At 41.8% G+C, this 9,053-nt stretch carries 4 protein-coding genes and 5 pseudogenes; 3 read left to right on the plus strand and 6 right to left on the minus strand.

Going from position 1 to position 9,053, the window contains the following annotated elements; translation table 11 throughout:
* Window positions 1–778 (minus strand): annotated as a pseudogene (locus LEP1GSC060_RS21050) (transposase); the annotation flags it as partial.
* A gap of 340 nt (window positions 779–1,118) precedes the next feature.
* Here LEP1GSC060_RS21050 and LEP1GSC060_RS15745 point away from each other — a divergent pair.
* The gene (locus LEP1GSC060_RS15745; protein ID WP_196221662.1) at window positions 1,119–2,141 is read left to right on the plus strand and encodes a helix-turn-helix domain-containing protein; all 1,023 of its coding nucleotides are present in this window, start codon (window positions 1,119–1,121) and stop codon (window positions 2,139–2,141) included.
* Between the two features lie 234 nt (window positions 2,142–2,375).
* On the opposite strand, the gene LEP1GSC060_RS15750 is transcribed toward LEP1GSC060_RS15745, so the two are convergent.
* Window positions 2,376–3,893: an NHL repeat-containing protein gene (locus tag LEP1GSC060_RS15750; protein WP_155119708.1), complete on the minus strand. Its 1,518-nt coding sequence runs from the start codon at window positions 3,891–3,893 to the stop codon at window positions 2,376–2,378.
* Between the two features lie 351 nt (window positions 3,894–4,244).
* Between LEP1GSC060_RS15750 and LEP1GSC060_RS15755 the strand changes: the two genes are divergently transcribed.
* The gene (locus LEP1GSC060_RS15755; RefSeq protein WP_003007857.1) at window positions 4,245–4,700 is read left to right on the plus strand and encodes a PaaI family thioesterase; all 456 of its coding nucleotides are present in this window, start codon (window positions 4,245–4,247) and stop codon (window positions 4,698–4,700) included.
* Between the two features lie 386 nt (window positions 4,701–5,086).
* Here LEP1GSC060_RS15755 and LEP1GSC060_RS21055 read toward each other — a convergent pair.
* The 4 genes and pseudogenes from LEP1GSC060_RS21055 to LEP1GSC060_RS15785 all read right to left on the minus strand — a co-directional run.
* Window positions 5,087–5,973, minus strand: a pseudogene (locus LEP1GSC060_RS21055) (transposase); the annotation flags it as partial.
* A gap of 385 nt (window positions 5,974–6,358) precedes the next feature.
* A pseudogene (locus LEP1GSC060_RS20140) lies at window positions 6,359–6,577 on the minus strand (IS5/IS1182 family transposase); the annotation flags it as partial.
* 127 nt (window positions 6,578–6,704) lie between these two features.
* Window positions 6,705–6,980: pseudogene (locus LEP1GSC060_RS15780) on the minus strand (transposase); the annotation flags it as partial.
* Between the two features lie 289 nt (window positions 6,981–7,269).
* Window positions 7,270–7,857: a hypothetical protein gene (locus tag LEP1GSC060_RS15785; RefSeq protein WP_003007859.1), complete on the minus strand. Its 588-nt coding sequence runs from the start codon at window positions 7,855–7,857 to the stop codon at window positions 7,270–7,272.
* 635 nt (window positions 7,858–8,492) lie between these two features.
* On the opposite strand from LEP1GSC060_RS15785, the pseudogene LEP1GSC060_RS15790 reads away from it, so the two are divergent.
* Window positions 8,493–9,053, plus strand: a pseudogene (locus LEP1GSC060_RS15790) (IS110 family transposase); the annotation flags it as partial.

A 9,053-nucleotide genomic window follows, 5' to 3' on the forward strand; every position in this document is an offset into this window, starting at 1 on the left:
AATTTATTCTTCATATTCTTTTTTAATTTTGTAATGAGTTGAATTCCTTTTTCATAAAGACTTTCAAAAAGAGATTGGCTAATGTAACCTCTATCTCCGAAAAGTTTACCGAAAATATTTTTAGAAAGTGGGAAAATTACTTTGGAGTTTCTGTCGTCGACATTTCCAGGAGTAAACATAAATGATAATAATTCACCGCGATCATTTACGATTAAATGCAATTTAAAGCCATAGAACCAGCCTGTGCTCGATTTTCCTCGCTGTGCAATATTTTTAAATACTTTACAGCGTGTTCTAAAACTTCATTTTACTTTACCAAATGATCAAGCTGCAAGGTTCTGTCCGGTTCCAGTTTTCTTCCGTAAGAAGACTGGGACCGGACAGGTTCTTATGAGAATGAATTCTTCGATTGTCACATACTTTGAGAATCGTAGAATCGATGAATGAAATTCCGGAACATTTTTCCAGGCAAGAATTCGATAGAAACGAAGCTATGACGCCTAACGCATTGGGCATCAATTCAACAAAACGATTGTAACTTACTGCTTTTGGAAATTCGGATTTCATATTCTTTTTTATTTCTATCAAATAAAAATTCTTAAATTCTCTGTAATGAGAAAGATGAAAGTAAACTACGATCGTTGCTACTTCACTTAAGGCTGAGCTGTAATTTACGATTTCTTTTTCGAACAACAGAACTCAATTTTTTTCCGTACCGGTTTATTTTTTGGTGTGTACAAAAATCATCGATTGCACAATATATTGTTGTCAGATCCATATTTTACCCTCTTTTTGCTGAAGATTCGGTTTAATATGCGATCTGGCGCTTTTGAGTACAAGTTTTTTACTCTTTTTTCTCCAACCGCCGAACTCACGTTATTTAGCGCCGTATAAAAATTCTGCTTCTATCGCTTTGCGAAGCGTCGTATCCATAAAGTTTTCGTTTTGTGAAATCGGAGGCACCCAATTCTCCGCGCCGTTGCCGCTGACGGGAAGATCCGATCGGATGCCGAGGGCTTGCGAAAGATAGAGTTCCTCCGAACAAATCTACGATACCGCAGATCGAAGGCACGGTCGTCCCGCCCCATGGGATGGAACCCGTTTTTAGGGAGAATTTTTTGACCCGCTTTGATTGGAGTTCTTTTGTGATAGCGGGCGGGCTGATGCAGTGCGTTTTGCTTTCGTTTTTCTTTTTCCGTTCAAGTCGATGCGGTAGGAATTCTTCTTCGCTCCGATGGGCGTTTGCGCTTTTGTCGATCCTTTTATCCTTGGGATTGGCCTTTCAAACCGGGTTTGTGCTGGAGTTCCCGCATTTATCGAGGATCGGACATCCGCTCGGCGCATTGGCGGCTCCTCTTTTTTCCATCGCTCTTCAGAAATACTTCGGATATCCAAAGGAAAGAAAAATCTGGGTTTTCGTATTCTTTTCGGTTCCCGTCGGAATCTATCTGTTTTCGCTGCCTCACTACGCTATGAGTTGGGATGAAAAGTGGAACTACGTTTTGGAAGACAGGCATTCTCCGTACGCGGAATGTGTGGCGATCGGTGCGATCACATTGTTGTTCAACTTGTCGGTTTTTTCGAGGGTTTATTATCGCCTGGGAATTTTAAGGGAAGAATTTTCTTCCGCGACGTTCCGCGAACTGATCGTGTTTAGAAGATTCGTCGCGATCTGCGTATTGCTTCTCGCGGTTTCGGTTTTGGTTTTTATGCTCGGACCCGGACTTCGATCCGAAACGATGTCCAACGCAGCGTTGGCCGTGTGGGTGATCGTATTCGCCTGGTTTCGGGTTTATTCCGAAAACGTGAACGAACCTTCCGACGAAAAAGAGGGAACGAAATACAAAAAGGCCTATCTAAGCGACGAAGCGGTAAAAGAACACGGAAATAGAATATTCCAAATGATGAATAAACAAAAGACGTATTTGGATTCGGAATTTGATTTGTGCATTCTTGCAAAAACGCTCGGGATTTCGGTGTACGCGGCTTCCCAGATAATCGGCAGACATTTCGGAAAGGGATTCTTGGAACTTTGCAGAGAGTTTAAAATCGCGGAAGCCGAAAAACTTCTCAAAGAAACGGGCCTTCCGATTTTGAGGATCGGTTTGGACGCCGGTTTTAATTCCAAGACGAGTTTTTAAGAGCCTTTAAGGAGGAAAAGGGAACGACTCCTAGCAAATTTCGGGAACGGTTAAACCGTCGGTTAAAACGAAATTCATCAAGGAAACGGACGAGTGACAATGAAAACTAAAACAAATCCGTCCTGAATCCTAAAATGCGGGAACTCATACGCGGATTTTTTCGGAACGCGTTCTTTGTTTATGAAATCAAACCTTCTTCGATTTCACGATCGGTATCGTTCTTAGTGAGTGCGATCACTCCGCGATCAACCTCATTTTATAAACCTTATTCTTGGTGGTCGTGCTGATATAAAGAAACCCTTTCGAGTCCCAGGCAAAATCCGCCGCTGCAATCGGATACCATCGATTCGGATCGGAAGGGGATTCGGCTTGCCATCCGCCGATTTTGCGGAAGTTCGGATCGAAAAGCTCGATTTCACCTGTATACATATTCGAAGTAAAGATGATTCCGTTCGGAGCGACCGTGATTGCGAACGGTTTTGCTCCCGAGTCGTGATACTGCGATTTGACTAGGTCTCCCTGCGAAGTAAAAACGCTGACGACCGGATCACTGGTATTGTCCGCGACGTAAAGAAGATCGTTGTGCCAAACCAGGCTACGAGGCGCGTTGAATAGCCCCGGTGAATTTGTATGATACGAGGTTCCTAAAGGACGGGTTCCCGTCGCAAGAGAAGGAGCTTGAAAAAAACCTTTTTGAGTTTGTCCGTTCCGAGTCGCTCCTCCCAACCAACCGATGTTACCACCTGTGTTCGTATCGAACGCGTTTATCCTTGTACTCGGTTGAACATCAGAGCCCCATGTTCCGGCGATATAAAAGATGTCATACGAGTGCCGATAATATCCGATCCAGAGTTGACCGTTTCGAATCGCGAGACCCGAAGCGTTATCAATGGAATCCAATCGGGTGGAGGAATACAACCCCCAACTGTTAAAAGGTTCGTTGAGATTCCAACCGGAAGAAACATTCGCAATGATACCGTCTCTCGCCGCGGCGCGTTCGTTGTTGACGGTACTCATATTGGAAGCGTCCAGACAATTTTGCAAATCGGCTTCGATCTGGTCGTCCGTTTTGGTCCAATCCAAAGACGCTTCGCAGTCGACTGTGATTTGATTTTCCTGCGCAATCTTTTGCGTGTATAACGTTTGAGCATTTTGACAAGCCGCGGTCTTACAAGTATGACCGGCCCAACCCGAGAATGTTTGCGTGTTCGGAGCAAAACGATGAATCCGATTTTGATCAATGACGTATAACGTTCCTTCCGAATCGAATTTCATTCCCCGTATTTTTTGAAAACGTCCCGGCTCAATTCCGTTTAAAACGACATCCGGTTCATTGGCACCGTGAAAGCGGGAGGTCCCGTCGTTGCCGCCCATTCCGATCCAGCCTAGATAATTTCCCGAAGAATCGAATTTGCGGATTCGGTTCCCGATGTTTCCCGGATCGGCAGGATAACGATTGTAATTGTACAAATACAAACCGAAGGTATCCGTATAATCGGCGCTCTCCGAAACATATACGTTATCCGAGCTATCTACCGCCAGCGAATAAGGCGCGTAGAATGGAAATTGAATTTCGGAGACGACTTCAAGACGGGCGGACGTAAAGCCGGAGGATGGGTTTACTGCCGTTACTGCCGCAAGACCGATTAAGGTAAGAATTCCGAGTCGATCTTCGGCACCCTCTTTTTTCGGATTGCAAGCGCAGATGAAAACGATCAAGATCAGGATATCAATTCTTCGCAAATGCTTCATACCCGATTCAACAAGCGATTTTAGTCTGAATTTCAGGCTTTATCCTACGGTTTATAATATGAACGAAAGCAGAAGGAGCTGACAATCCAGCTTTTGCTCTCTTTGAGAAGAGTTTCACACACCTGCGAACGAATCTTCTGCGTATAAAGAGGATCGTTTAAAATCCTCTCGGATTGTGATTTGCCGTTGTTTCTTTTTTTTTCCGGGTGAGGATTCCGCACTTTTCCGCGGCGGATCGGATCGAAAAAATCATTGCAAGAGAGACTTTCGGAGAATTGTATATAACTTGTTCTCTTTTGGTTTGATATGAAACTAAAAGGATCGAAAGAAGAATGAGGGAAGGATGCGTTCATGTCCGAGGCCATTGCACAAAACATAGAAGAACATTATCGTAAACTAGAGAACATGTATCACGGAGCGCCCGTGAACGAATACTTTAGACCGAAACTCAGCATCGCAAAGGGTTCGTCCGAACTTAGAATCAAGATCCGAGAGGATTTTTTTCACGCAGCCGGTGCGACTCACGGCGTTGTCTATTTTAAAGCGGCCGATGACGCTGCATTCTTTGCCGCCAATTCTTTGGTAAAAGGAAGTTTCGTTCTTACTTCTACGTTCAATATCACTTTACTTAGACCGATTCAATCCGGAATTCTACTCGCAAAGGGTTTGGTGGTTCAAAACGCAATACACCAGATTATCGCGGAGGCTTCCCTTTGGGATGAAAGAGGAAGGGAAATCGGCAGAGGAATCGGAAATTTTGCGAAGAGTGCAATTCCTTTAACACCGGAAATAGGCTATCAACTCTAAGCTCGCCCTCTTCAACGATAACGGACAACCCGCTTCGAACGACTGAAGATTTAATGGATCGTTTCTAAGCGCGGGTTGTTTCAAACAGCGCCGCGCATTTTCGATCGACTACTTGACTCAACTTAATACGACAGTTCAGTTTGTAACACATCGAGCCTGGATTTATCGCTGGATCCAAGTACACCATTTCCAAAAACAATAGAGTGGTTGAAAAATTAATTCTCCATTTGTTTCTGTTTCATTGAAATGGCCGATTGAAGCAGTTTTGTTAATCGCGACCGTTGAATTTTTCAACAACTCTAATATTCATCGCGTAACTCTTGTTGTTATCGTACGTAGTTGTCCCTGAAAAATTGAGATTTTGAGGAAATGAAAAGGCACAAGACTCAAATTGAAAATAAAAACGATGAAGAAATAAGATTTTCGAAATAACAAAAAAAAGCTCGAATGAGCTTAGAGAAATTAAACCCAGCAGCGGATAAGATGGCATCGATACGATCGCCTTCTTTACCTTTGAGAAAATTCCGAATCATATTGTGATCGTGTTTCAGATAAGAAATAACCGGTTCAATGGCAGATCTTCTATTAATCCACATCCTTTCCCAACGAGACATTTTCTTTCTGCTTTTATTGGAAAGATGAACTTGAACATCCTCAGGATGATGATCTTTACCTTTGTAACCCGTCGAGCGCCAATAGAAGCGAGGCGCTTTAGTTTCAAGAATGGTTGAGCTCATAAAGATCCTTCGAAAAACGTTTAGATCTGTTAAAAAAGGACATTTTTATGGGAACCCTTACTTAAATTCAAACCGAGTCTTCGAAATTTTGAGACGTCCACATAGACTTCTTTCGGTCGAAGACCGACAATCTTTTCCATCTGATTGATGGCATCCTTCAAAGTATGACCGTCATACGGGTTGTTATGCAAGGCTTGAACTCCAACAACCCAATTGGATTTACTCGTGGTAACTAAACTCACTTTACAACCAAACTCATATCTCTTATGAGATTTACCTTTAGAAATACATTCCACTTCCGGAGCATGAATGCTATAGATTTTATTTTTGCTATTTTTACTTTGTGTTAAGATTCGTTCCGAGATTTCTAAAAGAGATTTAAGTCGTATATTAGGATTTTCTACTTTTCGCTCTATATCCCGTTTTACGCAGTCCAAATACGTTTTTAAGCGTTTTGTTTCCTTGTGAGCCCGTTTATTTTGTTTTGCATGAAAATAACGTCCTCGTTTAATGAATGCTAATTTACCTTTTCGTTTACAGCGTATCTAAAAACTTAGAGCTTGTCCCAAAACTTAAAAACAATCGCAGAGATTTGCGGCCATTCCGATAAAATCGGACGGTTTTGGGACAAACTCTTAATCTTAATTTACAAAAAGATCAAGCTGCAAGGTTCTGCCCTCCCGGTTTTCTTACCGAAGAAACTGGCGGGGGCAGGTTCTTATAACTTTGTCTTAATTGAATATTTTCCTTTGGTGCTTCTTTTACTAAAACTTGTCGCATTCTACAGCGTGTATCAAAACTCAGATCTAATTTATTAGAAAAATTAAGCTGCAAGGTTCTGTCCCTCACCTAACAAACTTAGGATTGTCTTTAAATGAAGTAGTAGGTTTTTCATACGAAAAAAACTGGTGAGGACAGGTTCTTATGATACAGCTTTGCGTCCGTTGGAAAAGTGATCGCTTTTTCCTGCACGGTCGTATCTACATTCACTCTTCTAAACTCTGGTTCTTTGATCTGGCCTTCTCGTTGGCCTAATAAGATCGTCTCTTCTAAAAATTTCTCTACTCCATCCGAACCAATCCATTTTCGCCACTTTACTAAACTCGTTGGATCACAAGGGAAATCATGTTTCAAGTGGGTAGTTGGTTAGGAATTAGTGGTTAGTAAATTCACAGAGTTAGAGAGATTTTACTTTGTTTAAACCGAAATCACTCTATTACGAAAATATAACTAACATCTAAGCACTAAACCCTAACCACTTGAAATGTTGCCAATACGGATTTTCTAAATAACCTTCTACTACCTTCTCATCAGACACGTTATACGCGTGTTTCAAATAGTGAAGTCCCGCTAACAAACGGATTCGTAAGCCGGGACGACCGATTTTCTCTGTGTAGTATTTTCCGAATTCTTTCTCAAACTTTTCCCAGTCTATCTTATTCGAGATTTGATACAACGGGTGTCTATGATCCAGGATCTGGTCTAATCTGTTGCGAAATAGTTCACCTTGATTCCGTTGTTTTGAGCTTACTTCTGGTTTCATTTTCACCGGCTTTTACGTGGTTTATAGATTCTTTACGGTGATTTTGTTTTTGACATTTCCCTCTTGCAAACCATTTTATTTGCGTTATTCGCTATTCTGAGTCTTTTTCAGGGACGACTAGATACTCAAAATACGAAAATTCAAACGTCTCATTCGAATTTTTAAATATTTTGCGGATTTAAAATCCGTTATATTCCTATTTTTTTAAGTAATTTCTTTTTTTGTTTTGTGCTTTGTTTCTCGAAACTCTCCCGATTTTGAGGTTGGCGTTCGGGAGGGTCTCGACTTTCTACCTTGGCTGTGGATTCTGAACGGCAGCTTCTTTTATATCCAATTCAACTACCATTCCTTTAATCGGCCAATATCCGACTGGATAAAAGAATATTTGCCAGAAAGTAATGATCGTATATAACGCATCTATCTCAATGTCATTTGCCTTTTTAATAATTACGATATACTTTTTGTTCGGTTGCAAATCAACCTGGCGTATAAATTCTTTTTTCCCAAAATAATCCCCTTTTTCAAGCGTCGGCCAAACTCTTCCACGAAAGGGACGAACAAAATCACCACGAAGATTTACTTTTAAATCATAGGGACCGGAAGGTACGTTTGCTACGTATTCCTTTTCCGGTTCGAGTCCGCCAAAAATACCCGTGCTGATTACTTTCTCTCCGTTTAGAGCAAGTTCGAGAACCCAAGTTCCCAAAAGATGTTGTTTTAATTCCTCCGGATTTTCAAGTTTTACTACAACTTGAGAAACAAGTTGAGGCGCTTTAGAACTATTGACATCCTGCAAATCGCGAACGGTAACCTTACAGAAGGATACCATTGTGATTGCAATGACCCAAACGGCCATTTTTATTATTTTTTCTTTCATGTTATCCTTTTTTTTTTATTATTAACTGTGATTCAACAAAGTTTAATCTCCGTATTATGCGGAGTTTAAAAATCTGTATCTAATTAACGTGAGTTCGACGGTTGAAATCTTGGGCGAATAAGAAACTTGAGTGCGTTCGCTCCCTGAACGCCGACCCATAGGAAGGCGTTTCCTGGGTCGCTCCGCAGCTCGCGAATTTCATAGCTAAAATGGGCTCGCGACCTAACGTTGCGATAGCAGGCAGCAACGTTTTGAGTTTCCCGAGCGACCGTAGAAGCGAGACGCTGAGTTGTTCGCTTGAACTAAAGTGTTGCTCCTGCGGTCGCAACATAATGTTCCAATTCCTTCGGAATTAAACTCAATATTTCTCCCTGGTGCTGCGACCCTTAGATTAGTATGATTCTTGGACGTAAGGCAGTTCGAAGTGTGATATTCTTGATTCGACGGAGTCAAGAAGGCCGGTGGCAGATTGATCGCTCCCTTGGGGTTTAGACCCCGACCCATAGATGAATCTAAATCGGCCACCGCAAACCAAAGTGTGGCGGCTTAAACAAAGTCGACCGCGAATAGGAGTGCTGGTGATATCACCCGGCTTTGTTAAGACCTTCCGCCTCTGTCATTTTAGGAGAAAAGAAATGAACAGTCAAGAAGTCAAGTATGTAGGAATTGATTGTGGTAAAAAAAGTTTAGAGGTAGTTCGAATCAATTCGGAGAACTCGCTCGAACGTCGACAATTCAGCACAACGGAAAGCGGAATTAACAATTTATTAAAATGGTTAACGTCGAACGATATCGTAGGCCTGGAAGCAGGATCTCAATCTTTTAGAATTGCAAAATCAATACTAAACAAAGGAGTTCAAGTAATTGTTTTGAATCCCGGAGACTTAGCAACAATTTATCAATCTTTGAAAAAGACTGATAAAGAAGATTCTCTTAAGATAGCTAAACTCATTCAACGTTATCCAAAGGAAGAATTACCGGTTGTTCCAATTCCCACAACGCGACCCATAGGGATGCGTTGTGTTGAGTTTCTCCGGACGAAGAGGAAGACAATCGTCGATTGTGTACCGAGCATGAGAATTGGACAAGACAACTAACGCAAGGAAAGAATCGGCTTCACAGTTTATTCACTCAAGCCGGTCTGACTGAGATCACCAAAAAACATTTACGGACAAAAGCATCCAGAGAAACTTCTG

Origin of the sequence: Leptospira weilii serovar Ranarum str. ICFT (assembly GCF_000332415.1) — a bacterium.
Lineage (GTDB): Bacteria > Spirochaetota > Leptospiria > Leptospirales > Leptospiraceae > Leptospira > Leptospira weilii_A.

What these genes read in the sequence shown, in the direction of transcription:
- LEP1GSC060_RS15750 (WP_155119708.1), bottom strand. Translation starts at nt 3,893, where the DNA reads ATGAAGCATTTGCGAAGAATTGATATCCTGATCTTGATCGTTTTCATC.
- LEP1GSC060_RS15755 (WP_003007857.1), top strand. Translation starts at nt 4,245, where the DNA reads ATGTCCGAGGCCATTGCACAAAACATAGAAGAACATTATCGTAAACTA.
- LEP1GSC060_RS15785 (WP_003007859.1), bottom strand. Translation starts at nt 7,857, where the DNA reads ATGAAAGAAAAAATAATAAAAATGGCCGTTTGGGTCATTGCAATCACA.